The 24,898-nt window shown below is 58.0% G+C and carries 25 protein-coding genes; 9 read left to right on the forward strand and 16 right to left on the reverse strand.

Features of this window, described 5'->3' with window-relative positions:
• Positions 1-20: 20 nt before the first annotated feature.
• The 4 genes from ACWAT4_RS30025 to ACWAT4_RS30040 all read right to left on the reverse strand — a co-directional run bounded on the left by ACWAT4_RS30025 (position 21) and on the right by ACWAT4_RS30040 (position 5,762).
• Positions 21-1,871, reverse strand: coding sequence for a TRAP transporter large permease (locus ACWAT4_RS30025; protein ID WP_245508526.1), 1,851 nt, complete (start codon positions 1,869-1,871; stop codon positions 21-23).
• Positions 1,872-1,982: 111 nt separating this feature from the next.
• Positions 1,983-3,371, reverse strand: a complete 1,389-nt coding sequence (locus tag ACWAT4_RS30030) for a four-carbon acid sugar kinase family protein (RefSeq protein WP_128944080.1) — start codon at positions 3,369-3,371, stop codon at positions 1,983-1,985.
• On the reverse strand, positions 3,368-4,804 hold the full coding sequence (locus ACWAT4_RS30035; protein WP_245508517.1) for a ribulose-bisphosphate carboxylase large subunit family protein: 1,437 nt from the start codon (positions 4,802-4,804) through the stop codon (positions 3,368-3,370). The genes ACWAT4_RS30030 and ACWAT4_RS30035 overlap by 4 nt, the downstream gene beginning before the upstream one ends.
• Before the next feature lie 49 nt (positions 4,805-4,853).
• Positions 4,854-5,762: a LysR substrate-binding domain-containing protein gene (locus ACWAT4_RS30040; protein WP_128944081.1), complete on the reverse strand. Its 909-nt coding sequence runs from the start codon at positions 5,760-5,762 to the stop codon at positions 4,854-4,856.
• 176 nt (positions 5,763-5,938) lie between these two features.
• Between ACWAT4_RS30040 and ACWAT4_RS30045 the strand changes: the two genes are divergently transcribed.
• A complete protein-coding gene (locus ACWAT4_RS30045) occupies positions 5,939-6,823 on the forward strand; it encodes a beta-keto acid cleavage family enzyme (protein WP_128944082.1) in 885 nt (294 codons plus the stop codon).
• A 194-nt stretch (positions 6,824-7,017) separates the two neighbouring features.
• On the opposite strand, the gene ACWAT4_RS30050 is transcribed toward ACWAT4_RS30045, so the two are convergent.
• The 8 genes from ACWAT4_RS30050 to ACWAT4_RS30085 all read right to left on the reverse strand — a co-directional run bounded on the left by ACWAT4_RS30050 (position 7,018) and on the right by ACWAT4_RS30085 (position 15,212).
• Positions 7,018-7,998, reverse strand: coding sequence for an aldo/keto reductase (locus ACWAT4_RS30050; protein WP_128944083.1), 981 nt, complete (start codon positions 7,996-7,998; stop codon positions 7,018-7,020).
• Positions 7,999-8,037: 39 nt separating this feature from the next.
• Entirely contained in the window at positions 8,038-8,886 is an 849-nt protein-coding gene (locus tag ACWAT4_RS30055) for an N-acyl homoserine lactonase family protein (protein ID WP_128944084.1), read from the reverse strand.
• Entirely contained in the window at positions 8,883-9,365 is a 483-nt protein-coding gene (locus ACWAT4_RS30060) for a hypothetical protein (RefSeq protein ID WP_128944085.1), read from the reverse strand. Before ACWAT4_RS30060 ends, ACWAT4_RS30055 begins: the two co-directional genes overlap by 4 nt.
• On the reverse strand, positions 9,362-10,411 hold the full coding sequence (locus tag ACWAT4_RS30065; protein WP_128944086.1) for an aldo/keto reductase: 1,050 nt from the start codon (positions 10,409-10,411) through the stop codon (positions 9,362-9,364). The genes ACWAT4_RS30060 and ACWAT4_RS30065 overlap by 4 nt, the downstream gene beginning before the upstream one ends.
• A gap of 27 nt (positions 10,412-10,438) precedes the next feature.
• Positions 10,439-11,536, reverse strand: coding sequence for an aldo/keto reductase (locus ACWAT4_RS30070; RefSeq protein ID WP_430640456.1), 1,098 nt, complete (start codon positions 11,534-11,536; stop codon positions 10,439-10,441).
• Positions 11,537-11,565: 29 nt separating this feature from the next.
• Positions 11,566-12,552, reverse strand: coding sequence for a substrate-binding domain-containing protein (locus ACWAT4_RS30075; RefSeq protein WP_128944087.1), 987 nt, complete (start codon positions 12,550-12,552; stop codon positions 11,566-11,568).
• Positions 12,553-12,641: 89 nt separating this feature from the next.
• Positions 12,642-13,625: an ABC transporter permease gene (locus ACWAT4_RS30080; RefSeq protein WP_449728738.1), complete on the reverse strand. Its 984-nt coding sequence runs from the start codon at positions 13,623-13,625 to the stop codon at positions 12,642-12,644.
• Positions 13,626-13,682: 57 nt separating this feature from the next.
• On the reverse strand, positions 13,683-15,212 hold the full coding sequence (locus ACWAT4_RS30085) for a sugar ABC transporter ATP-binding protein (protein WP_449731283.1): 1,530 nt from the start codon (positions 15,210-15,212) through the stop codon (positions 13,683-13,685).
• A gap of 105 nt (positions 15,213-15,317) precedes the next feature.
• Here ACWAT4_RS30085 and ACWAT4_RS30090 point away from each other — a divergent pair, with 105 nt between their 5' ends.
• From ACWAT4_RS30090 to ACWAT4_RS30100, 3 genes are all read left to right on the forward strand, one after another.
• A complete protein-coding gene (locus ACWAT4_RS30090; RefSeq protein ID WP_449731284.1) occupies positions 15,318-16,112 on the forward strand; it encodes a FadR/GntR family transcriptional regulator in 795 nt (264 codons plus the stop codon).
• Between the two features lie 152 nt (positions 16,113-16,264).
• The gene (locus tag ACWAT4_RS30095) at positions 16,265-16,651 is read left to right on the forward strand and encodes a CidA/LrgA family protein (RefSeq protein WP_128944089.1); all 387 of its coding nucleotides are present in this window, start codon (positions 16,265-16,267) and stop codon (positions 16,649-16,651) included.
• Complete coding sequence (locus ACWAT4_RS30100; RefSeq protein ID WP_128944090.1) at positions 16,648-17,370, forward strand: LrgB family protein; 723 nt, start codon at positions 16,648-16,650, stop codon at positions 17,368-17,370. The genes ACWAT4_RS30095 and ACWAT4_RS30100 overlap by 4 nt, the downstream gene beginning before the upstream one ends.
• Positions 17,371-17,596: 226 nt before the next feature.
• On the opposite strand, the gene ACWAT4_RS30105 is transcribed toward ACWAT4_RS30100, so the two are convergent.
• From ACWAT4_RS30105 to ACWAT4_RS30120, 4 genes are all read right to left on the reverse strand, one after another.
• The gene (locus ACWAT4_RS30105; RefSeq protein WP_128944091.1) at positions 17,597-18,037 is read right to left on the reverse strand and encodes an SRPBCC family protein; all 441 of its coding nucleotides are present in this window, start codon (positions 18,035-18,037) and stop codon (positions 17,597-17,599) included.
• Between the two features lie 41 nt (positions 18,038-18,078).
• Positions 18,079-18,888: a 4-hydroxyphenylacetate 3-hydroxylase C-terminal domain-containing protein gene (locus ACWAT4_RS30110; protein ID WP_449728739.1), complete on the reverse strand. Its 810-nt coding sequence runs from the start codon at positions 18,886-18,888 to the stop codon at positions 18,079-18,081.
• A 39-nt stretch (positions 18,889-18,927) separates the two neighbouring features.
• Positions 18,928-19,260 carry an enoyl-CoA hydratase-related protein gene (locus ACWAT4_RS30115; protein WP_449728740.1) on the reverse strand — a complete coding sequence of 111 codons (333 nt, stop codon included), beginning with the start codon at positions 19,258-19,260 and terminating at the stop codon, positions 18,928-18,930.
• A gap of 754 nt (positions 19,261-20,014) precedes the next feature.
• Positions 20,015-20,716 (reverse strand): helix-turn-helix domain-containing protein, encoded by a 702-nt coding sequence (locus ACWAT4_RS30120; RefSeq protein ID WP_092298138.1) that lies wholly within the window; start codon positions 20,714-20,716, stop codon positions 20,015-20,017.
• Between the two features lie 251 nt (positions 20,717-20,967).
• On the opposite strand from ACWAT4_RS30120, the gene ACWAT4_RS30125 reads away from it, so the two are divergent.
• From ACWAT4_RS30125 to ACWAT4_RS30145, 5 genes are all read left to right on the forward strand, one after another.
• The gene (locus ACWAT4_RS30125; RefSeq protein WP_128943123.1) at positions 20,968-21,735 is read left to right on the forward strand and encodes a transporter substrate-binding domain-containing protein; all 768 of its coding nucleotides are present in this window, start codon (positions 20,968-20,970) and stop codon (positions 21,733-21,735) included.
• A 64-nt stretch (positions 21,736-21,799) separates the two neighbouring features.
• The gene (locus ACWAT4_RS30130; protein WP_128943124.1) at positions 21,800-22,426 is read left to right on the forward strand and encodes a type 2 periplasmic-binding domain-containing protein; all 627 of its coding nucleotides are present in this window, start codon (positions 21,800-21,802) and stop codon (positions 22,424-22,426) included.
• On the forward strand, positions 22,423-23,097 hold the full coding sequence (locus ACWAT4_RS30135) for an ABC transporter permease (protein WP_128943125.1): 675 nt from the start codon (positions 22,423-22,425) through the stop codon (positions 23,095-23,097). Before ACWAT4_RS30130 ends, ACWAT4_RS30135 begins: the two co-directional genes overlap by 4 nt.
• A 7-nt stretch (positions 23,098-23,104) precedes the next feature.
• Complete coding sequence (locus ACWAT4_RS30140; RefSeq protein ID WP_245508421.1) at positions 23,105-23,845, forward strand: ABC transporter permease; 741 nt, start codon at positions 23,105-23,107, stop codon at positions 23,843-23,845.
• 77 nt (positions 23,846-23,922) lie between these two features.
• On the forward strand, positions 23,923-24,675 hold the full coding sequence (locus tag ACWAT4_RS30145) for an amino acid ABC transporter ATP-binding protein (protein ID WP_430640433.1): 753 nt from the start codon (positions 23,923-23,925) through the stop codon (positions 24,673-24,675).
• Positions 24,676-24,898 lie beyond the last annotated feature (223 nt).

The following is a 24,898-nucleotide window of genomic DNA, read 5'->3' on the forward strand; positions in this document are numbered from 1 at the left end:
ATGCGTCTGGGCATCAGCGCTCACAGGAATCCCGTCGATATCCACGGGACGAGCGCCACGATCGCGAGCCCGATCAACAGGGCCGCCATGTAACCCACGATGGGTCTCATTCCAGCGTCCGGGCTTACCCTGCTGATCGCGCAAGCTGCGTAGTAGCCAACGCCGAATGGCGGTGCGAACAACCCGACGCCCATCGCCAATATGACGACCATCGAATAGTGCACGAGATCGATTCCGAGCGCTTGAGCGATCGGAAAAAGCAGCGGCCCGAAGAGAACGATCGCGGGAATGCCCTCGAGCACACTGCCCAGTACGACGAAGGCCACGACGGACACTGCCATGAAACTCATTGACCCGCCTGGCAGCTGCTTCATCGCCACGGCGAGCGAGCGCGAGAATCCCGATTGCGTCAAACTCCATGCCATCGACGTCGCGGTGCCGATGATGAACAGAATTGCGCCGGACAAGCTGGCGGTCTCGACCAGCATAGGCTTGATCCGCCGCCAGTCGAATTGCCTGTAGAACAGAGCTCCGACGACGATCGCATAGAATATGCCGATCGTGGACACCTCCGTCGCGGTCGCCACGCCTTCGATGACGGCAGAGCGAATGACGAACGGCAATGCGATTGCCGGCACGGCGACCAAGAATGTCTTGCCGATCTCCTTGGCGGAGGCACGACGGGCGAGGCCGCGGTCCTCGTTGCGGTACCTCCACGCGATGACGCAACAGAGCGTGATCGCCAGGATGACGCCAGGTAGCAGGCCTCCGGTGAACAAGGCCGCGATCGAGACACCCGTAACTGACCCGATCGTGATGAGGACGATGCTGGGGGGAATTGTCTCGGTCTGGGCGCCCGTTGCCGCGAGCAACGCGACGAGGTCTCCCTCCTTGGCGCCACGGCGCTTCATCTCGGGGAAAAGAACAGGCGCAACCGCCGCCATGTCCGCAGCTTTCGATCCCGAGATGCCGGATACGAGGTACATCGCTCCGACGAGGACGTACAATAGTCCACCACGCACATGACCCAACAGGCTGGCAAGGAAAGCAACCATGGCCCGCGCCATGCCTGTCATTTCGATGAGCTGGCCGAGGAATACAAACAGAGGAACCGAAAGCAGGATCAGATGGCTGACGCCCTCGTCAATGCGGCCCACGATGATGAGCGGCGGCGTCCTCGTGGTGAGCATGAGATAGCCGAACGTCGCCAGGCCGAACGAAAAGGCGATCGGCACGCCGGTGAATACGGCGCACGCCACCACCATGACGAAGAAGATGACAAGATTGATGTTGCCAAGCGGTCCAAAGAGCGGCTGGAGCAACCAAAACAGGCCCACAATGAACGCGACGGTGCCGAGCGAAGAAAAGATCAGTCTCGTATCAGCGAGGCGAACGAGCCGAAGCAGTGCAAATATGCCCATCAACCCGAAGCCAACGGGTGCAGCGGTGGCGCGCCACGCATTGGAGAGGTCCATCGCCGGAGTTCTGACGATCGCTTCCTCGATGGCGTACTCGAGCGTGGCCGGGAATAGCAGGATGACCAGTCCGAGCGATGCCGCCAATGCGATTGCGTCGAGTTGCGCTCGCATCCGCGGCGATACGAAAGCGAACAGGGCCGTCATCCGCATGTGCTCGCCCCGTCGCAACGCGATGGCAGAGCCCAGCATCACGAGCCAGAGAAACAGCATGGACGCGAGTTCGTCCGACCAAATGATCGGCTTGAGAAATACGTAGCGCGCCAGAACTCCGGCAAACAACAGCAGGATCTCGGCGGCGAGCAATATGGAGACGCACACCTCGAGCAGTCGACCGATCACCCGGTCGACGCTGTCTGCAGCGGCAAGCGCGACGTTCTTGCTTGAGTTCTCCATGGCTTTCGGCAGAGCCGCGCAGGACATGGCGTCGCCCGCACCATCGTGCGTAACCACGCCGCCCGAGGGCATCGATGGGACACTCACGGCATCCTCCCTGTTTCGCTTTTGTTAGACTTTGCCTAGCCACCCGTGTTCGAAGAACTTTTCTTCGCCGAGTTGACCGCCTTTGAATGCTATCTGAAGTCCGTCCAACTGCCCGCGTGTCGCTCTGGCTCTGCAGAGCGGAACGCCCGGACTTACGCGGGCCGCAATTTCGAGGGCGTCTATGTCCAGGAGCTGCGCGACTTGGCTCGACGTGTCACCGCCCGACAGCAGCAATCTCTTCAAAGGTATCACATTGAGGATGTCACTGACGAGCTGTCCGAGCTTCCGGCCGAGATTACGGCCGCCTTCATGCTTGGCGAGCTCGCGAGACATTCCGCCGCCGACGAGCTTCTCGATCATCTTTCCGATCCGCGGATCATCCGGACCGCGGGCCGTATGCAATATGACGCTACGCCCTTCCTTGAGAAGAGAAGTGGCGCTTTGGACGACTTGGGTCGCTATGGCGCCATGCTTGTCGGGATCAAGCAAGTCGGCTGCATCAAGAGGAACTTCGGCAAAACCGGCCCGTACGGCTGCGTCGATCTGCAAGGCCGTTAGCGAGGAAGCACTGCCGGACACGGCAAGCACTTGGTCAACCGGGGACGGGTTACCATAGTTTTCAGACGGCGGAGGAATGATCCCGGCCTCACGCCACCATTGCATCAAAGCATATTCCACACCCGACGGGCCGACCACAAATGCGCTTCGATTCCCGGCCGCGCGATCGGCGATCAGTCGGCCGACCTGCGTAAGTTGCGACGCATTCGCTGAATCCAGCAATATCGCATCGGGCGAAGATTTCGTCAGTTCTGCGAACCGGTCGGCGGCCCTCACATAATCCTCATCAAGGAAGGGCAACGTGAGCTTTTCAATCTTGAGTGCTGCCTGCCGCCCGATATGGACGGCCAGATCGCTTTCGTTCATCGGCGTCACGGGATGAACGCTCATGATCGGGTGGCGGTCGATCCTGTAGATGTTCCCATCCGTCCCGGATCGGGCAAATAGATTGCCGAAGAGGCAGTATCGTTGCAGCGAAGGCGTTCCGCCGACGATCGGGATCGGATCGTTACCGAACACGGACTTCGCGATCTCGATCACCCGGCCGATACTGCCGATCTCGGGCGAGCTGTCGAAAGTTGAGCACACCTTGTAGTGCACAATTGGTGCTCCGAGCGATGCAAGGTATCGGAAATCTCCCGGCAGGTGCTCAGTCATCTCCGCGGAAGACATGCCGCGGCTTACTCCCGCGAGGCCGACAACCTCTAGGTCGCCAAAATGCTTCAAGACGTCTGGCGTCGGGGGACGTAGAAACAGTGCCGCACGCAGCCCGGCGAAGGCCACGGCCTCAAGGGCGTCAGTCGATCCTGTGAAATCGTCGCCGTAGAAGGCAAGCCGATATCGACCTTGCGTCACGACGCGCCTCCGAACTTGGAGATAGCGAGCTGCAATGGCCGATGGGATTTGGCGTATTCTGTTACTGGCACGCCTTGAACAGCAGCTTCCCAAGCCTCGCGCAGGCTCATGACACCGTCAGCAATGCCACCTGGATGGCCCATGATGCCACCTCCTGCCAAATGCATCAGATCGATGCTTCCAAGCCGCGCAAACGTGTCACCGGCTTGTCCTGCCCATTGCCCCGACGAGAAGACTGGCATCATCGGCTTGACGCTTGAAAAGGCCGCCAGACAAGACCTGGCCGAAGCAATGACCGAATCATCCGGCTCCCAGAATTTGCTCCTCAGGCCGTTGACATGCAGATGATCGACACCGGTCAGGCGCCATAGCTTTTGAAACGCGGCAAAGTCGAAGCCGAGCCATGGGTGACGTGTAAACAGGCCCCAGCCGTTGCGGTGACCGTGGATCGGTAGATCAGTGTACGTTCGCAGATGTTCAATTGCCGAAAAACCGCACCAGTTGACACTCACCATCACGCACGTGCCGCCGGCTTCCAGCACCAGGTCGTGGCGACGTCGCATGTCGTCGATCGAGCCACTGATGTTGATTGCGTACATCGGCTTTCGACCCAAACGATCGGCATGCTTTTCGATGACGGGGAACACAGCCTTCAAACGCTCTTCAAAAGGCGCATACGGCGGATCCGCAATCAGTTCGTCGTCCTTGAGGAAGTCTATGCCGGCCTCGCAAATCTTGTCGACGAGCACGGCGGTCTCAGACGGAGACATACCAATACTGGGTTTCAGGATCGTACCGATCAATGGCCGATCATTAACTCCGGCCAAACGTCGGGTCCCGTCGACACCGAACTTCGGACCAGGAAAGCCAGCGGCGTAGCTGACGGGCATCTCGATGTCGAGGAGCCGGAGGCCCGTCGTTTCGCCGAGTTCGAACAGATTGCCCGCAATGGTCGCCAAGAGCGTCGGGATATTGCAGCCTACATTGTCAATCGGAAATGCGATTTCGATTTCGGCGCGATGAAACCCTTTTGGACGATCGTTTTTCTCGAAGAAGGAACTGCGCAGGGTCGGGCTATCGACAGGCGGAAGCTCGGTTACGCTAATCACCCGGGCTCGCGATCGCTTCTTGAGCTCATCGGTTTCGCCGGGTAACGCAAGAAACGTCCCGCTCGATTGCTCCCCGGCAATGACTTCCGCAGCCCTCGCCACGCTATCGCCGGTCTCGACGAGATATCGGGCGGTAAACTCGGATCGCGGACTATCGCTGCGCATGGTACGCCCTGTCGAGGTTTGCTGCGTTTCTTCCGAAAGTTCGTCTCTTTCATCCGGACGGCCTACAGAACCCGTTCGTATGATGGACAGGCACATCTGACCTTGAGTACACCGCGGCAGCAAACGATATTGATGAAGCAAGGTGTGAGAAAAACTCACATCGTGCGATCCACGGATCCAACACCGCTAGGGGCTTCGAAAGATTGGATTAGGCGTCCACGCTGCCCAAAGCTGCACACATCTTCGCGGTGGTGGACATCTCGCGCGTGAGCCAGTGGGAAACCGCCCTACTTTCAGGACGGGTCGCCACGTGAGGAGCGGTCCAAAGCATCAACCTTCGCTTGCCGGGGATGCTGCCGAATGGCGCGACCAGTCTTCCACTGTTGATTTCCTCAAGGACAAACATCGTGGGGACTAGCGCCAAGCCAAGGCCGCACAGCGCGGCCTGGATAAGCAGATAGAAGTGTTCGTAGGATTCTTGAATGCGGACATCTTCCCGGAGCCCCAACTCGTCGAGCCAATCCGACCAGGCCTCCGGACGCGTCCGCGTACCCAACAGACGGCAGTTCGCGATATCGCCCGGCTTTTGGAGCCTGTTCGCCTTCGCATAGGAAGTCGCACAAACGGGGGAAATCCACTCCCGCGCAAGCTCTTTTATAACAACATCCTTGGGTGGCGCGATGGTGCTGGAACGGATCGCGATACTCACCTTGTCGCGGATGAAATCCACCTGATCGTAGTTCATATTGAACTGAAGATCGATGTTCTTATGCGATTCGTGAAATGCCGCGAGGCGGGGAATTAGCCAATACATCATGATGGTCGCCGAACATGAAACTGTCAGCGGTCCAGGCAATATCTGCTCGACACTACCATCTATAAGATTGAATGCAGCGGTGAGGCCTTCCGCTAGGCGACTGCCCTCAGGGGTCGGGTCTGTCGAGGAGGACGTTCGCACCAAGAGCGGAACGCCAAGCAATTCTTCGAGCGATCGAATATGGCGACTGATCGCCCCATGAGTCACCGATAGCTCGAGCGAAGCCGCAGTCATACTGCGCAACCGCGCTGTTGCCTCAAAAGCACGTAACGCGTTGAGCGAAGGCTTTGGACGCGCCATTCGTCCCCTCAAAATGACAATTTAGCGGGTGTGAGCTTTTATCACAAGGGCGGCTTTAAAAGTCGTTTGGGGGTTCTGCGCCGGAGTCCTAAGGTGGCGCAACGCTCGATCATGGCTGGCCTAACCCCCTACCGACGGCCTTGAAGTCTGCCTGGTCGTTGGCATGAGGCATCAAAATGACGCACAGGAAGATGATCGTCGAGGCTCGCGTGAACGAATACGCGATGCGGGATGGAAACCCTCACGTTCCCTGGACGGCAGATGAAATCGCCGAGACGGCAGCTCGCTGCCGCGAAGCTGGAGCTTCAATTCTTCACTTCCACGCTCGTGCGGACGACGGGGCGCCGCTCCATACCGCCGAAAGGAACGCTGAGATCATCCGAAAGGTTCGGCAGAAATGCGATATGCTGATCCTGCCAACGCTCGGCTTCTTCGCCAACGATACCGAGCCGAATGCGCGGATTAACTGCATTCTCGAACTTGCCAAGGACCCGGCGACCAAACCGGACATCGTTCCGATTGATACCGGCAGCACCAATCTCGACGTGTTCGACCGTGAGAAGCTCAGTTTTTCGCACTCCGATCGCGTTTACGAGAACCGAACCAACGCGGTGGAGCACTACTTTCGCTCCCTGAAGAATGCCGGCATCAAGCCGAAGATGACCTGCTGGTCGATCGGCTTTGTGCGACGCGCGCTGGCATTCATGGAGATGGGCCTCGTGGCCGCGCCCGGCTACTTCCTGCTCAACATGACCGATGGGCCGTATCTGACGGGCCATCCCGGCACGCTCGAAGGATTGGACGCGTTCTTGCCGTTTCTGCCCAAGAGCGTCCGGCACAGCTGGACTGCCAATATTGTCGGCGGAAATTTGTTGGATCTGTGCGAGGGCGTCGCGAGGCGTGGCGGCAATATCGCTCCGGGGATTGGAGACTACCCGTACATTGAGCTCGGCTGTCCGACTAACGAGGAACTCGTCCGCCGCACTTGCATAATCGCGAGAGGATGCGGCCGGGAGATCGCCTCGCCAGATGACGTCCGGGAGATTCTCGAAATCTCCTGATGCGGCGCATCTCGATACGATCGGCGCCGGATAACGCCCTTCGGTAAAAATCAGCCAACGATACCAGGAATTCTGTACATCTCCGAGGTTCTCCCTGACTGTGCCGGGATCTCAATAGATCCCGGCACTTTTTTTGCGGCAGGTGCAGCTTGCGGGCTCAACCCTCCCTTAATGAAGTCCGATCGAGCTACACTCTACTTCAATCCAACCACGGTATGAGGCACGTAGCGTTCTTCCAGTCTGCCTATTTCATCGGATGTAAGCTTCAAGCCGAGCGCTGCAATTGCATCGTCAAGGTGCTGCGTTTTAGTCGCACCAACAATTGGTGCCGTCACTCCAGCCTTCGCAGCGACCCATGCCAACGCCACATGCGCTGGCGCCACCCGTCGTTCCGTCGCAATATCCGTAACTGCGTCGACGATGCTGCGGTCGGCGGCTTCGGCATGGCCGTAGAACTGTGCCGTTACATTATCGGTATCGGAGCGAGAGCTTCTCTCAGTCCAGGGCCGGGTGAGCCGGCCCCGGGCAAGCGGACTGAACGCAATCACACCGACGCCTTCGTCCCGACAGAGCGGAAGCATTTCTCGCTCCTCTTCTCTGTAAAGAAGATTCAAATGACACTGCATGGAGACGAAACGCGCCCACGAATTCGCGTCAGATCGGTACAAAGCCTTGGCGAATTGCCACGCATAGACATTGCTCGCGCCGATGTAGCGTACCTTCCCGCTTCGTACGAGGTCGTTCAAGGCTTCAAGAGTCTCATCGATTGGCGTGTCGTTGTCCCAGAAATGGATCTGGTACAGATCGATATAGTCAGTGCCGAGCCTCCGGAGACTGGCTTCCGCTTCGGCAAGAATTGCCTTTCGCGAAAGGCCGATCCCGTTTGGTCCCGGGCGCATGCGGCCGTAGACCTTCGTAGCGATCACGATTTCGTCTCGCGGTACCATTTCCTTGAGAATCTTGCCGACGATCTCCTCGCTCGTACCGTCCGAGTACACGTTAGCCGTATCGAAGCAATTGATCCCGAAATCGAGAGCCTTCCGTATGAATGGCCGACTATCGCCCTCGCCTAGGGTCCAGGGATGATTCCCTCTCTCCCCGACTCCGTAACTCATACAGCCAAGTACAATCCGCGAAATCTTGAGGCCCGAACGGCCCAAACGTATGTAATCCATGAGCGATACCTTTGCTGCTTCGCCAGCCCCTGAGCTGTTTCAGAGTGTCGCGATGTCAACGATCCTCAGTCCCCGATCACTCACCCGAGATGGGAAATGATCCTTGAGCTTTTCCTCGTGGACGGGGACGAGCCTCAGCATGTCGCCGCCGACGCTGGCGAGCATCTCTTCCGCCGCGAGAATGAGGTTTGTCTGACTTCCCGTAGCCAGTCCTGGTGGCACGAAGCAGGGATCATCCCGATCACCTCCATGCAGGTTTTCGTAGGTGTAGACAACGTCTCCAGTAAGGACCCATCGGTCCTCTAAGCTTCCGCCGTTGCGAACCGCCACGTACTGCGAACCTGCCGTGTGGGTGTCAAAGGCGGGAAGAAGATCGACATTCGGCAGGACGTCGTGCGACGCACCGTCCAGCACGACCAGCCGATTTTTCAGCCCGAGATTCACGAGCTTCAAGATATCGGCAGGATTGATGCCGCCGAGGAGGGATCGAAAACGACGTCCCTTGGACATGGCCCAGACCCAGCTCTCGATCTCGCGCTTCTGGATGTAGAACTTGGCGTTCGGGAAGTAGTCCAGCCCACCCATGTGGTCGAAATGAGCGTGTGTAAGGAACACATGCTGCACATCCTCGGGACGAATGCCGACGGCTCCCAAGACCTCCGAAGGTGGGGTCCAGCCGGTGACGCCGATGGAATTGGCGATCTCGCCTCCGAAGTCCGACTGATCGTAACCGGTGTCAACCAAAGCGACCGTGTCGCTACTGCGCAGGAGCACATAGGTAAACGGCAGGTTCATGCTTCCGCTGTTGTGACGGCCGTACAACACCCCACTTGTCGGATGTTGGGGGCTCGCTGCGTATTCAAGCACAGTGATGGCATATCTCGTCATTTGGAGGCTCCAATCAGGAGGTCACCACCAAGCTTAAGTTGGCCGCAGCACTGCCGCAGGTCGATCAAGCCGCCGCAAGCGATCGGACTCGCCCGACGCAGATGGTCCCACGCCCCTGACAGCAAGCTCACTTCGGACGAGCGCTGATGTGGCGCCAGGGGTGCCGCCCGCGGCGGCAGCAGCAGATGCGCCGCTTGCTTCACATGATGATGCTCGTGCTGCCGCTGCACCGGTACCCGAACCGCTGCAAGAATCTCGTACACCTGATCAGAATCGCCGGCGTCAGGCTTGCTTTCATCCTCCAGACGCGACGTCCCAATGAAGTTCGCGAGAAGACGAACAGAGCGGTCAGTCACAACATCGCGCAGATAGTGGACGACCGGCCCGATGACGACATCGTATTCGGCAACTGCTGAACCCGGTGCAATCCCCTCGAAGGGATCGTCGGCACGGAACTGTGCGCTTAGAAATCCGCTCACGAGGATCGCCCGTCTTCCGGAACCGGCGCATTCGATGGGATTAGGTCGAAATTTTTCAAGTCCTGCCAGAGAGCAGCGGGTATCCGCGCCGAGACAGCGTGGACGTTCTGGGTAACCTCGCTTGTGGACTTCGCGCCCTGAACAACGGTGGCGACGGCGGGATGCGCTTGCACGAACTGGGTCGCGACGGTCGGCAAATCAACACCGTGTCGTTCGCAAACTTTCTCGATTGAACGGACGCGCTCCAGGATAGCGCTGGGGACCCGCTGGTAGTCATAGGTCGAGGCTGCCGCCTTCGATCCAGCGGCTAAGATGCCCGAATTGTAGATGCCACCCGCAATTACCGAGACATTTCGGGACTGAAGCTCGTCAAAATGCCCATCGAGTGGTGCATGGTTGAGCAGCGTGTATCGACCTGCGATCAACGCGCAGTCAATTGGAAATTCGCGCGCTACTCCGACAACCGAGTCGGTCTCGTTCACTCCCAACCCGACCGCACCAATAGCACCCGAACTCTTCAGCTCGTCGAGCGCACGGTACCCACTCTCGCGGAGCTGGTTCCAGTAGAATTCTGCCTGATCGCCGTGCCATGCGCGGCCGACGTCGTGGACCAGAAGTACATCGATATAATCGAGACCCAAACGATGCTGACTGTCCTCGAACGAGCGCATCACGCCGTTGTACGTATAGTCGTACGTGTCTCTGAACGGGAACGGATCAACCCATTCGATGCCATAAACTGTGTCGAGCTTCGGTGTTCGGCTGGCTGGCTTGAGTACCCGGCCGCACTTCGTGCTCACGACAATCTGATCGCGGATGCCGAGGTCGCGGAGAGCGCGGCCGAGGAAATGCTCGGACTTTCCGAGACCGTACATCGGTGCGCAATCGAAGTAGCGCACACCAAGGTCGAAGGCTGCCTTGATGACAGCCTCAAATTCGGAATAGGACACCCCGACATTGAACCCGGAAAGAGGCACCGTCCCGAGCCCCGCGGACGTGACGGAAACTTTGGTGCTGCCTAGAGTTCGCCTTTCGAGCGGAAACATAGCTCTTCTCCTATTTGTCTTAGAATGTCAGTCGGACAGTACCGAGGAAGCCCCATTCGGCAGTGGAGCTTCGCTGGGAATCAGGCCGTCGCTCCTGAGGTCCAACCAAAACGCTTGAGGAATTGGCGCCGATATCGAAGCCACGTTCTGCTCGACATGCGCTGTGGTGAGCGCGCCCTGAACCACCGAAGTCACGGCTGGATGCGCATAAACGAACTGGGAAGCCGCATCGGCCAGCCTCACTTCGTGGCGCTCGCAAATGACCTCCAGCGCCTTTACTCGGCGCACGATGGATTCAGGAGCGGCCTGGTAGTCGTATGTCCGTGTCAGCGCATTTCCCCGGCTACCTTCCGCCAGGATACCCGAGTTATAGACGCCGCCGGCGATGATGCCGATGCCGCGACGCTGGGCTTCCGGGAAGAAGTCGGTCAACGGTGCATGGTTCAGGAGCGTGTAACGTCCCGCTACGAGCGAGCAATCGAGATCGAACTCCGCAGCCACTTCAAGCACCGAAGCCGTTTCATTCACGCCGAGACCGATGGCCTTGACCGCTCCCGAGCGACGGAGTTCGTCGCACGCGCGGTATCCGGTTTCGCGGAGCTGCCTCTGGTATGTCGGATAGCTCTCGCGGTGCCAGACTCCGCTGACATCGTGCAGGAAGAGGATGTCGATATGGTCGAGCCCCATGCGCTGCTGGCTGTCCTCGAAGGAGCGCATAATGCCGTCGTAGCTGTAGTCATATTCATCGACGAAAGGCAGCGGATCGACCCAATTGATTCCATACAGGCTCTCCGCACGGGCGGAGCGGCTGGCCGGCTTCAGGAGCCGTCCGGCTTTGGTACTCACAACCACCTCAGAGCGCAGGCCATGAACGCGTAGCACATGGCCGAGGAAATGCTCGGACTTCCCGAGGCCGTAGAGCGGTGCAACGTCGAAGTACCGTACGCCCAGCGCGTAAGCCTTCAAGATCACAGCCTCGAACGTCTCGAAGCTAACTGGCACGCCACAGCCGCCGAGGGGCGATGTTCCGAGCCCAAGCGCGGTCAAATTCACGCGGCCGTTCGGAAGCACTCTCTTCTCCAGAGCCACCATATCGAGAATCCCTATTTGAGGATTGGCGCGCACGACGGCGTCCCGCATGCGCGCCAATGAAGCTACATGTACTTAGCTACGTTCGACGAATCCAAGAGCAGCCACGGAACGACGTAGTCCTTCTCGGTCCCGCCCTTCCATTCCATCAACGAGTTCCAGATTTCCGACTGAGGCTTATAGCTGTCACCCTTGATGGCGCGCAGAGCGAGATCGACCGCGCCCTGGCCTTCCGCGCGAGCGTACTTGTAGAGTGTCACGGTCATCTCGCCTCTCTGCACGGCGCGCTTGCCATCCGGAATACCGTCGATCGCAAGCACCGGAACTGATTTGAAGTCAACCTTCGCACTCTTCATGGCTTCGATCGCACCGAGCGCCATCTCGTCGTTCTCGGCGAGCACGGCATTGATCTTGCCGGGGTGCGCGAGCAACCAGTTCTCCATGAGTGCTTGGCCCTCGGCTCTGCTCCAGTTTCCAGACTTACTGGCGAGCAGTTTCAGCTTCGGAAACTTGGCCAAACCCGCGTCGACACCAGCCTTACGTTCGATCTGTGCCGACTGGCCGATCGGACCCTCCATAAGAACGACGTTGCCGCCGTTGGGCAGCAGCTTGCCAAGTTGCTCGCCAATGATACGCCCTCCCTCGGTGTCGTTGACAATGATGGAAGCGGTATAACCCTTCGACGCGGTCTTCAGGGCCGACACGATCACCGGAATGCCGGCGGCGATCGCCTTGTCGATTGCCGGCGCCGACGCTTGAAGATCGAATGGCGCCATGATGATGGCATTGAATTTTTGCGTGATAGCCGTATCGATCTGATTCGCTTGGACGAGCGGATCGTACTTGCCATCGAAAATCGTCACTGCAACAGAGCCATCCTTGACCGCAGGATGGTTCTGGATCTCGCTGGACCAGGCCTTCATGTACTCGCCCGATTCTCCGAACGACAAGGCGGCGATCCGAATCTTGCTTTGAGCAAAGGCCGTACCGGTCGACAGAATCAATGCAGCAGCGGCAAAACCCGCCAACGTCGATCTACGCGTAACCTTCATCGTCTCCTCCGATTGAGATGTAGTCAGCTAACAATTGCCCGTGTGGGCGTTACAGCCGCGTTCCACGGTCTGTAATCGTCTTCGCAGTATCACTTGCGAAATTGGTCAAGCATGACGGCGACGATGATGATCGCGCCCTTGAGAAGCTGCTGGTAGTAGGAAGACACCCCCATCAGATCCATGCCGTTGTTGATCGTTCCGATGATGAGAGCGCCGAACAGCGTCCCGACTAGCGAGCCTCGCCCGCCCGCGAGGCTGGTCCCGCCGATCACCACCGCCGCTATTGCGTCGAGTTCGTAACCGATGCCAGCCTGCGGAAGTGCGGCGGTTGTGCGGGACGTGAGCACCAGGCCAGCGAGTCCGGCGAGGAGGCCCGAGATGACGTAGGTGGATGCGACCACGGTCCGCGTGGAGATGCCGCTCGTCTTGGCCGCCTTCTCGTTTCCTCCAACCGCGTACACGTAGCGTCCGAAGGTCGTGTAAGAGAGGACGATCCATCCGACGGCAAACACAAGAAAGAGGATCAAGACCGGCACGGGAACGCCCGCCACGCTGCCGCCACCGATCCAGCGGAACGACTCGGAAAGGTTGGGAACGGGCCGCCCGTCAGAAAAAATGAGCGTCATGCCGCGGGCCATGCTCAGCATGCCAAGGGTCGCAACGAATGGGGGCACGTTGAAGCTTGTCACGATCACCCCGTTCACCAGGCCAAGTGCCGCGCCGGTCCCCGCTCCTGCCAGGATTGCCCAGAGCACCAAATGTTGGTTGGTAGAGGTCACAAGGCTGGCAGCGATCATACCGGCTAGGGCCATTACCGAGCCGACTGAAAGGTCTATGCCCTTTGTGAGAATGACGAAGGTCACACCGATCGCCAGAATGCCGTTGATCGACGACTGCCGTAACAGATTCACCCAGTTCAGCCAGGTCATGAAGTATTCATTGGCTACGGCAAAGAACGCCGAGATCACCACGAACACGATGACGATGCTGAATGATTTCAGGTAGGGCCCCACAGCCGCAATCTTTCTGGATCTGACGTCCGTTGTGATGTTGCTCATTGTGTTGGCCACCATGTCCACTCCTCGCTTCGACGGCACACGTGCCAGTTTTCGAGAATTAATCGATCTGCCTTAGCTCGCGAGGTCGGTCAGCATCTGCTGGGAGGTCTCGCGCCCATCGACGACGTGATCGAGTCGCCCTTGCCGAAAGACGGCGATGCGATCGCTGATCTGGAGAATCTCCGGCGCCTCGGATGAGACGACGAGCACCGCGTTGCCCTTCGCCGCAAACTCGCGGAGAAAGGCATAGATCTCCTGCTTGGATCCCTCGTCGATTCCACGTGTCGGCTCGTCGCAGATCAGCAGGCGCGGGTTGGTAAGGAGGCAGCGGGCAAACACCACTTTCTGCTGGTTTCCGCCGCTCAACGTTTCCACAGCAACGTGCGGGGAAGCGGCCTTGATCCGGTTCAACCGCATCATCCGATCGGTCGCCTCGGCCTCCGCCTTGCGGCGAACAAAGCCGCTCACGGCGCGGAGTGCCAACGACGACAACGCGATGTTGTGCGCGATGGATGCGCAAAGCACGAGGCCAACGTCCTTCCGATCCTCGGGGACCATGGCCATGCCCTGCTGGATGCATTTCTTCGGATTGCCTGGATCCACCTTCTTCCCATCGAGGAGGACTTCCCCCTCGCTCGGGGCGTGGATGCCATAGACCGTTTCCAGAAACTCCGTTCGCCCTGAACCGAGCAGACCGTAGATGCCCAGTATCTCTCCGGCGGCAACATTGACGGAGATGTTCTTGAAGTGAGACCCGCGCGACAACGAACGCACTTCGAGCAGGATCGGTGCGCCCTCGTTCGGCTGCCCCTTTTCGACCATCTTGACTTCGTGACCGACGATCTGCGTGACCAGATGATTCCGGTCAATCGAGGAAATGGGTCCGCTCTCGATGAAGCGCCCATCGCGGAAGACAGTGTATTCATCCGCGATCTCGAATATCTCGGTCAGCTTGTGCGACACGTAGACGATTCCGGATCCACGCGCCTTTATCCGCTTCAGCGCGTTGAACAGGATGTGGACCTCATGCTCGCCGATGGCCGAGGTCGGCTCGTCCATGATGACGATGTCCGCGCGGTAGCTAAGTGCCTTGGCGATCTCGACGAGCTGAACCTGGGCCAGGCTCAGATCTCGCATGCAGGCGCCGACGGGAACGTCGAACTCAAGGTCGTCGAGAAGCTGCTTTGCGGCGCGCCGCATCTTCGGGAAGTCGACGACGAGACCACCGATCTTCGGCTCTCGCCCCAGATAGATGTTCTCGGCAACAGTCATCTCGGGAACCGGAGATAGCTCCTGTGTGATTATCGCCACGCCATGCCGCAGAGCATCGGCGGCACTTCTGAAGTCGACGGGGACTCCCTCGATGCGGATGCTGCCTTCGTCGCGGTGCAGCAAGCCCATCACAATGTTCAGAAACGTCGACTTACCGGCGCCATTGCCACCGCAGAGGGCGTGCACAGTTCCACGTTTGACGGTCAGTCGACCGTCACGCAGCGCCGGAACTCCGTTGAAAGACTTGGCTATTCCTTCCGCTACCAGCAGCGGCTGATCGTGCAGCCCGATGGCAGTGTGATCGCGGGCTTCCGGTTCTGCCCCGGGCAACGAAAGCATTGATTTCCTCCAGCGGACGTCTTGGCGTCTGCGCTAGAGATATGAGGTCATACCTTATACCTGTTGTCAACAGAGATCATACCTCCTACCTTGTGGATGTTCGTTGGTTTGATCTGGTCGCGCGGCGGCTTATGTGATCGCAATGCGACGGCGGCGGAAAATGAGAGCTACGAGCGACCGATGGAGCAAATGGAGAACAAGAAGCTACCCACGCGTGTCGAAGTCGCGCTGAATTACATCACCGGCGAAATTGCCAAGGGAAATTTGAACCCAGGTGACAAGCTACCCAACGAGAAGGAGCTTGCAGAAAAGCTCGGCATCAGCCGCACCCCTATCCGCGAGGCGATGAAGACGCTTGCGGTCTCAGGACTGATCGAAACGCGGCATGGGCACGGCAACTACATCCGCAAGGACGAAGGCACTGCCGTAATGCCACTGATGATGTTCCAGCTCTATCTTCAGGATTCTTCACCTGAGATGCTGATGGAGCTCCGGTACATTTTCGATCGAAACTGCGCAGAGCTGGCCTCGATCAGACGCACCGACCGTGATCTGGCGATCATGCGAGAAAGCATCGACCGCCTGAAGGCTCTCTCCGAGGATCCCCACTCGCCCATCGATAAGCTGCTCGAGGCCGACCTTGATTTTCATCGCGCGGTTTATGCGGCAGCAGGCAACAAGCTCATCGTTGTGATCGCTGACTTCGTTCTGAACATGGTTGCCCCCTGGGTTCGCAAATCGCTGGAGGTCAGTGGACGCTATCGCGCCGTTGGTCTGCACGAGAAGATGTACGCCATGATCCGCGATCAGAAGACAGGTTTGCTCAGCCGAGAAAGCGTCGAGGCGAACATGGAGCACTTCATGTCGTCTCTGAAGATCCCGGCAGCTTAACCTCCAGCGGCGTCAGGTTGCGCTTCGGCCACTTGCGCTCCTCTCGGTAAGACGGCTCGGCGTCACGTAACGATGTCTTCGCATTCATCGCTCCCCCAAGACGACCCCGCAGATTTCGTCGCGGATCATCTGTCACGCAGCGGACATCTCCCATGATCGCAAGTCTGAGCTTGATCCTGCTCTGCCAGCTCATCGGCGAAGCGATAGTGCGCGGCCTGAATTTACCGATGCCGGGTCCGGTGCTCGGCCTGCTATTCCTGCTTCTCCTTCTCCTAATGCGCGATCGCTATTTCGCGCTCCAACGGGGCCCCTTGCAAAACGATGCCGTCGAGGGCACGGGCCGCGGCTTGCTCGCGCATCTGTCGCTGTTGTTCATTCCTGCCGGCGTCGGCGTGGTGCAGAAGCTCGATCTGGTTGTCGAGCACGGTGTCGGAATCCTGCTGACGCTGGCGGCGTCGGTGGTCGTCACTTTGCTCGTAACAGTCGCCACATTCCTCGCGGTCAGCCGCCTGCTCGCGAGAAAGCAAGCACAGCGATGAACGAAAACTCATTCTCACTTTGGGTTTATCTCTCGCAGTCGCCTCTGCTCTGGCTGACCGTAACGCTCTCTGTCTATGCGATCGCAGATACCGTCTCGCTTGCGACACACCGCCATCCGTTGGCCAATCCGGTCCTTCACTCGATCTGGATCATCGGCGGATTCCTGATCATGACGGGCACCTCTTACACGACGTACTTTTCCGGCGCGCAGTTTGTGCACTTCCTGCTCGGGCCAGCGACAGTGGCACTCGCGGTACCGCTCTACGACAACCGCCAACGCGTCATAGCGGCGATCGGACCGATGCTGATCTCGCTGGTCGCCGGCTCGATCACGGCCATCGTCTCCGTCGTCCTGTTCGCCCAGGCATTTGGCCTGCCACAGGCGGTCATCCTCTCGCTGGCGCCGAAATCGGTCACTGCGGGTGTCGCCATGGGTATCAGTGAATCCCTGCATGGCGACGCGTCTCTGACGGCGGTTTCAGTCGTCCTCACCGGCATCATGGGCGCCATCATTGTCACTCCACTCATGAATCGGATCGCCGTCACTGATTTTCGCGCCCGCGGCTTCGCGGTCGGCATCGCTGCGCACGGCATCGGCACAGCACGCGCGTTTCAGGTCGACGAGGTGGCCGGCGTTTTTTCTGGCATCGCCATGGGCCTGAATGCGCTTGTAACGTCGTTGTTGGTGCCGCTCGCGGTAACATTGCTGCTGCACTGATGTGTCGATGCCATCGCGTATCGACTTGCGGCTTGGAGCGTCAAAGGTGTAGGAGAACTGATACAGTCTCGATGGATAGACCTTGGCGCCCTCGCCGGTTGCGCCTTACGCAATGCCGCTGGCGCGGACGTGTGTTTTGTCGCCATCCAAAATTCCCCTACGCAGAGAACATTCGGCTGGCAAGCCATCGTAAACTGCTCAGGCGAACTGGACGAGCGGTCGTCAATTAAAGTGACCGCGCGAAATTGGTAAAGAACTCATCTGCCAGTTTCTTGGCCGTGCCGTTGACAAGTCGTTGCCCCAGTTGGGCAAGCTTTCCGCCGATTTGCGCCTCGACGTGATACGTCAAAAGGGTGCCATTGTCTCGCTCGAGAAGCCTGACCTTTGCGCCGCCCTTTGCGAAGCCCGCGACACCGCCCTCGCCTTCTCCCGCGATATTGTAGCTGTTCGGTGGGTCGAGGTCGGTCAGCGTCACCTTGCCTCTAAACCGCGCCGAAACAGGCCCCACCTTCATCTTTGCGACGGCGCGAAATCCTTGACGGTCGATCTCCTCCAGTTCCTCGCATCCGGGAATACAGGCTCTCAGAACCGCGGGGTCGTTCAGTTTGGTCCAAACGACCTCCCTCGGGGCGGCGAGCTGAATCTCGCCCGTCATTGTCATAGCCATTGTCGTCTCCACAAAGCTCGAGCTGAACCAGCCTTCGCGCCTCAATCGCGAACGGGCGCGAATACCCGGGCCATGTAAGTCGAAAGATCGTTCTCGATCTCCGCCCGCGATGTCGACGAAATGCCGGCAAGCGCCTTGGCCAGCTCCTTCTTGAAGTCGATCTGCATCGACCGCGCGATCAGGATCCGTTGCGCCTGCGGCGAACCCGCTCCATGCATGGATTCCGTCAGATATCCGACCGCGTTCCTGCCCAGCGTCATGTTCTCGACCAAGCGCAGAACACGAATCCTGTCCTCCGTCGCGACTTCCGGCCGGCCTTTCAGATATTTTTCGATCAGGGGACCGATCGTCTCATGGCGCAGCTCGCGTTCCGACGGCAAGGTCACCATCAGCCCGCCTGCGAGATCCTGCGCCAGCCGGCCGATCTCGTAGGGCAAGCGCGTGACGTGGTGCTTGCAGACGTTCGCAAGCATCTCGTCCGGCAGGTACGCCCCCGAACTCATCGCGATTCCCTGATGGCTCGCGGCGATGCCAGCCCCATAGATGGTTTCGTTGAGATGGGTCATCTCGACCAGCTTGTCGCGGATATGGGAGGCGCGCTCAACGCCATTGTAGTCTGCGATCGTCGCCGCTGCGCCGATCAGAACGTCGCCGACGCCGGTTTTGCAGACGTAGCTGCGCCGATGATAGCAGGTGAAGCGTTCGACCAGCGCAGATGCAAATTCCACCTCGCCGTCCATGAACACGTGCTCGGCCGGGATGAACACATCCTCGAAAACGATCATGGCTTCTTGGCCGACCGCGGCGTCCACCGTTGTCGGCGCCACGTACTCAAACTTGGCAGGCTTCATCGTATTTGCCCTCCAAGACTGTTTCGGTGTTTGCCATCGCTATTCGCCACGAAACCGCGGAGCTCTCTTCTCCGCAAACGCGCGACGCCCTTCCCTAAAGTCGTTGCTGTCGGACGCAACGTCGACGAGTTGCTGCGCCACCGCCAAGTCGAGGCCGCCGGCACCCATCGAAAGCCCGTTCAGCATGTACTTCGCACCCGCGATTGAAAGGGGCGCATTGTCCGCCAGTCGCGTCAGGAAGCGTTCTGTGGCGAGCGACGCATCGTCGTGGATCTCGTCGATCAATCCCATCGACATCGCCTGCTCGGCTGGATAGCGGTCCGCCGAGTATCTAAATAATGCAAAGGAAAAGCTAGGTGTTCGGACGGTCATTCAAGCAGCGACGCTCCTGGCCGCTGCAAATAAACAAAAGCAAAATTAGGACGCTTCAGCCGGGGCAACCTGATTCGGCGAGCTAACTTTAGCAAGATTTTCCCGTTCGGCATTGGCGGAGGCAGCACTATACCCCGGGATATCCCCTACGAGCGCTTCGTCGTCCACACCCGCTCTACGTGCTTACGGTGAGCCTCAATCTGGAGTCCAAGCCGAAATAATCCGGGCGACCGGCGCGCCCAACGAGCGCTCCGCCGGGCATCAAGCCGGGATTTTTTGCCGCCGGCCAGTGCAACATGGCCAGCCACGTCAGCGCGGGACTTATGCGGACTTCATTTGCATTTGCGCACCGTAAACATCGCGCATTCAACGCGTGGAGCGCAGCCAAGTAGGTGCGAGCACTTCGTGTGCTTTGTGGCGGATTGCATCGTTACGGCTATCACCGTCGCTCGAAATTGCGAACGGAGCTGTCGGATCGTGCGCGCGAACCTGCGCGTGGTCGGCTCCGTGAATTAGTGTGGCGGAGTTCGCCAACGTTCGTCGGCGCTTATTCAACGGATATTCGACGACTTTTCAATGCAAGTGCTAAGTCATTGAAATCTCTGGCGCTCCCTAGGGGAATCGAACCCCTGTTTCAGCCTTGAGAGGGTACAGCCGATCCGCTCGCGATAATCGTGAGGAGAGTCACGCGATGGAGACCTTACGGACGTCAAGCCCGGCTCGTCTTCTTGAGCACGTGAATTTATCGCGCGAGTCACGTGCGCAAATTGAATACCACCGACAGAACACGAACCGTCGGCGTCAGCAATTTCTCATGGCCGTGGACAAAGTTAGCATCGAATACAAGCGTATCTCCGTGATGCAGCTCCATTACTGCGTCACCATAACGGTAGATCATCGACCCTTCCAGCACATACATGAATTCGATGCCGGTATGCTGAAATCCGGGGTTGTTTGAACAATCACTTGTCAGCGTCACGAGATAGGGTTCGACATATTTCTCGCCAGACAATAGATGGCCGAGCAACTGATAGCTTAGACCAGAACGATGAGCCTGTCGGCGCACGTTGATGCCCTTACCCGATCGGACGAGAGAAAAATCGGTGGGCTGATTATAGGCCGCAAACAGTCGCGACACCGGCACCCTCAGCGCGGCCGACAACGAAGCCAGCGTCGTGAATGACGGCGTGGCGGATCCATGTTCTATCCTCGAGAGCATAGCGTTCGATAGACCCGCGGCGTCGGCAAGTTGATTTGCTGCCATATTCAGACTCAGCCTGAGGCTTTTGATCTCTTTGCCAACAGCCCGCGCCAGAGCATTGCTTTTCTCGGAGTTGTATTGGTCGGTGTCGCCCGACGCGTTCGTCTTCGCTGCGGGCCTGGTCATAACCGAGAGCGCGCCCCTGCGCATACGCTTGCCTGCAATCGGCTTCTGATCGTGCTTTCCACCGGCCAAACGATGCCCTCGCTACAGTGACTAATAGAGGAAGCATCACAGTATGCGATCTCGGCATCCAAACAAGAGGTTAGTACCAAGCACCGTACCTTGCCCTCGCTCTACCCGGCCGCGGCATGCCGCAGGAAGTCAGGCAGTCAGGCTGCTGATTTGCATCAGGTTAAAATATTCTCAGCGGCGTTGACGGTTCAAGCCCGGGGGCGGACATTTGAGCAGCTTGGCTGCCCTTGAACGTTTGACGCGAGAGTAACATGAACATTTTGAGTCGTCGGATCGCTGCTCTCGGCTTTGCTCTTTTGACGCCCACTGCGTCAAGTGCGATTGCTCAGGATTTGCGCATCGCTACTGAAGGCACTTATCCGCCGTGGAGTTATGTCGATGCCAAGGGTACTTTGACCGGCTGGGATGTCGATATTGCAAATGCACTCTGCGAAGTCATGAAGGCCAAATGCAAGATTGTCGCCCAGGAATGGGATGGAATTATTCCTGGCCTGAATGCCAAAAAATACGACATGATTGTCGCAAGCATGGGCGTGACCGAAAAACGCACGCAACAGGTCGCCTTTTCCAAGAAATACAAGAACACGTCCAGCCAGTTTGTTGCCAGGAAGGGTACTTTTGCAGACACGAGCCCCGCCGCTTTGAAGGGCCGTGTGATCGGCGTACAGCGCGGCAGCATTCAGGACGCCTATTTGTCGGCGAGCTATCCCGATTCCCAGATTGTTCGCTATGACAAGACTACTGATGTCGAGATGGATCTAATTGCAGGGCGTATCGACTTGCTTCTGGCCAATCGCGTGACTTCGCTGCTTGGCTTCCTCAAGAGCCCGCAAGCGGCTGGCTATGAATTGGTCGGCCCGGAATATACCGGCGGTCTTCTCGGTGAAGGAAACGCCATCGCTTTGCGCAAAGATGACGCAAAACTTCTAGAGCAAGTGAATTCTGCCATCGATACGATTTTGTCGAACGGGACTTACGACAAGATCGTGAGAAAATACTTTGACTTCCCACTCATGTAGCAATCCAGCGTTCGAGACGATCAAGACGGATATTGAACGCTTTTAGATGTGCAGGCTAAATTCGATGATCACCTTCGCAACTCTCGGGCCGGCCGGGACCAACCATGAGTTTGTCACCAAAGAGTACATCAAGTTTCACGACATTCCGGAGGCCAACATTGTTCTCGTCCCAAATTTCAACGTAGCAATGCAGGGGCTGATCAATGGCGACTACGACTTCATCCTTCAGTGTGCCGTTCATCCCGATACGCCTCCGACACTCGGTACGCATTTCCAAAAGATGTTCGCCGTCGACAGCTTCATCTGTCGCAGCAAAGACCTAGCAGTTCTCACACGTTCAGATATCGAAACACCGAAGTCTATCGGCCTGCTGGCTCCGGCGACCGAGAGTTACATCGACGCCAGTCAGTGGCAGACTCGGGTATCCGAGCCTTCGCTGCCCATTATTTTTGAGAATCTTCTTAAGGAAAAATACGATTCCGGTCTCGTTTACCTCGAATATGCAGAACAATACCCGGATCGGGTGCGAGTGGACCAGGTGATCGGTTCTCCTGATGACGTCTGGATCGTCTACGCAAACGAGAGAACTTCCGGAGGAAAGCTTCAGGCCTGGCATGAAGGACCTATCCGTGAGCTGATCCGTCGGAAGGTTGAGAACAACACCTTAAAAGTCAGTAGGTCGACCCTATGACGATGGACTGGCTTTCCGGTTATGGCCTGCAGCTCATTTTTGGAGCGGTCACTACGCTCTCGGTGGCGCTAGTAGCACTTGTTGTCGGGACCGTGCTCGGCATCTCATTGGGGACCGCGAAAATTTATGGTGCGAAACCCCTTCGCTACAGTGCTGAAGCATACACCGCTGTAGTTCGGGGAGTGCCCGACCTCATCGTCATCTACCTGATTTATTTCGGCGGCACAGTAGCGCTGACCAAGATCACCGGCCAATATGTGGACATCAACGGGTTCGCTGCAGGTGTAGCGGCCCTTGCCTTCATTTTTGCCGCCTATGCTGGCGATATTTTTCGAGGCGCCATAGGACAAGTGCCGCGCGGACAAACTGAAGCGGCGCATGCACTTGGACTATCGCCACAGGCCGCGTTTTTTCGGATAATCCTGCCCCAGGCATGGCGGCTGGCCCTACCAGGCTTCGGGAATCTTGCCATCATCCTGATTAAGCAGACGTCTTTAATTTCGGTGATCGGACTTGAGGAACTACTGCGAGCGTCGTCCGTGATTTCCGGCGCGACTAGGCAGCCGTTCCTCGTCTATTCCGTGGCAGCGATCCTGTACCTCATTATTACGAGCATTGTCTCCTGGGGCTTTCGCAACGCCGGTATTCGGTCCAATCGAGGCTTTGCGTGAGAGCGCCATGCTAGATTTCTCAATCATGGCCGACGCGTTTCCGAACCTGCTTAAGGGAGCGGGAATGACAGGGCGGCTGTCCATACTCATCCTGCTTCTCGGGATGATGTTAGCTGTGCCTCTCGCTTATGCTCGCAATGCGCAATCGATTTGGCTCCATGGCCCTGCGAGTATCTACATTCTCGTCATTCGCGGGATCCCCTCTCTGCTGCAAGTCTTCATCGTTTATTACGGACTTGGCCAGTTCAGCTTCGTCCGAAACTCGGCTTTGTGGCCGATTTTTCGCGACCCCTTCTGGTGCGTCATCATCGCACTGGGTCTGAACTCAGCCGCCTATACGGCCGAAATCATCGCTGGTGCGCTGAGGCAGGTGCCAAAGGGGCTTGTGGAGGCCGCGCAAGCCCTCGGGCTCTCGTGGTTCCAGACTCAACGGAAGGTTACGATTCCACTCGCTGTGCGCGCAGCACTACCGGCCTATGAAAACGAAGTAATCCTGACGATCAAAGCAACTTCTCTCGCCAGCACAATTACCCTCCTCGATCTGACAGGCGCCGCACGCCTTGAGGTCTCGAATACCTTTGCGCCCTACGAGGTCTTTCTGACGGCGGGAGCAATCTACTTTTGTATCACCACCAGCTTGAGCTGGCTGTTGCGCAGGTTTGAGGTGCGGCTGTCAGCCGGCCACCGGAATGAGGAGCGGCGCGTCAAGGAGTTTCAACCCGTTTTGCCGGGCATACGCGATCATTAGTAGTGCCGGGCTCTCAAAGTGTCATTGTCGTTGATCCCCAATACAAAGCCAGAGAGATGGAGTTGAGCGTGCGAGTAATGGAAAGCGGCTCAAGCGAGGGCGGCACGGTCGTCATGTCCGCAGTCACCAAGCGATTCGGCTCATTCGCTGCGCTCAAGGGCATCGGCCTGAGTGTGGATCGCGGAGAGAAGATCGTGATCTGCGGCCCCTCAGGATCTGGAAAATCAACATTGATTCGATGCATCAACCGTATCGAGAAGCATGATGGCGGCTCGATCGTAGTAGAGGGATGCCTGCTCGACCATCGGTTGACGAATATAGACAAGGTCAGACGAGAAGTCGGCATGGTGTTTCAGAGTTTCAACCTCTTTCCTCACATGACCGTGCTTGAGAATTGTATGTTAGCGCCGATGCTTGTCAGGGGGTTGAAAGCGGCCGAGGCAGAGGACGTCGCAATCAGCTATCTCAGAAGAGTAAGGATTGCCGATCAGGCTGCCAAATATCCCTCCCAACTCTCCGGTGGTCAGCAGCAACGTGTTGCTATCGCGAGGGCGATGTGCATGAAACCGAAGATCATGCTCTTGGATGAGCCTACTTCGGCGCTCGACCCGGAAATGGTCAAGGAAGTGCTGAACACGATGATAGAACTCGCAGGCGATGGTATGACGATGATCTGCGTGACCCATGAAATGGGCTTCGCCAGACAGGTCGCCGACCGGGTAATCTTCATGGATGAGGGCGCTATAGTCGAGGAAGGCGCGCCGGAGCAGTTCTTTCGTCAGCCCAAGACGCAGAGAGCACGAGATTTTCTGTCGCAGGTTCTGCATTGATCAGCCAGAATCTTCATGAAGCCGGTCGGCTGAGTTGCTCAGTTGCCGTATGCAGCAGCTTGGCGTCAGTCGAAGCGCTCAACGCGATCGGTTGTACTGTGATGCCGGCCGGGGCTCTCGTGAGGTGATTGCTTTGCGAAGTGCTGACGCCATACGCCACCGTAGACTCTTGACCAGCAGCCACACCAGCCTGCCGCCGAGCCCTGCGCCAGTCGCTCAGATC

The sequence above is a fragment of the Bradyrhizobium sp. T-1 genome, assembly GCF_053592855.1.